The organism is Brevibacterium sp. SIMBA_078 (assembly GCF_046534565.1).
Classification (GTDB): domain Bacteria; phylum Actinomycetota; class Actinomycetes; order Actinomycetales; family Brevibacteriaceae; genus Brevibacterium.
The window spans coordinates 1-242 of the sequence record NZ_JAWRYQ010000508.1 but is presented as its reverse complement, the minus strand read 5'-3'; the positions used below and the strand labels follow the sequence as shown (position 1 = coordinate 242).

Below are 242 nucleotides of genomic sequence, written 5' to 3'. Positions count from 1 at the left end.
ACAGTACTTGAGAACGCCACAACCGTTTTTAAATCGTTATATCCCTTTTCATGAATATACTTATCAAAAGCAATTTTATAACGTACTGCATGTAAACGGCTTGCTGTCACGACCATCGCCTTGGCACGCCCACCAATTTTTCGCTGTACAAAATTCCGATAATGTTCAATGATAATTTCTGTTTTTTGTTCAATGCTGTGCGGATGCAATGAAACGTATTGAGCAAGCTTTTTGGTAGCTTG

General features: G+C 38.4%; 1 protein-coding gene. It reads right to left on the bottom strand.

Going from position 1 to position 242, the window contains the following annotated elements:
• A partial coding sequence (locus SB749_RS20605; protein WP_410711953.1) for a hypothetical protein occupies nucleotides 1-242 on the bottom strand: 242 nt, incomplete at both ends.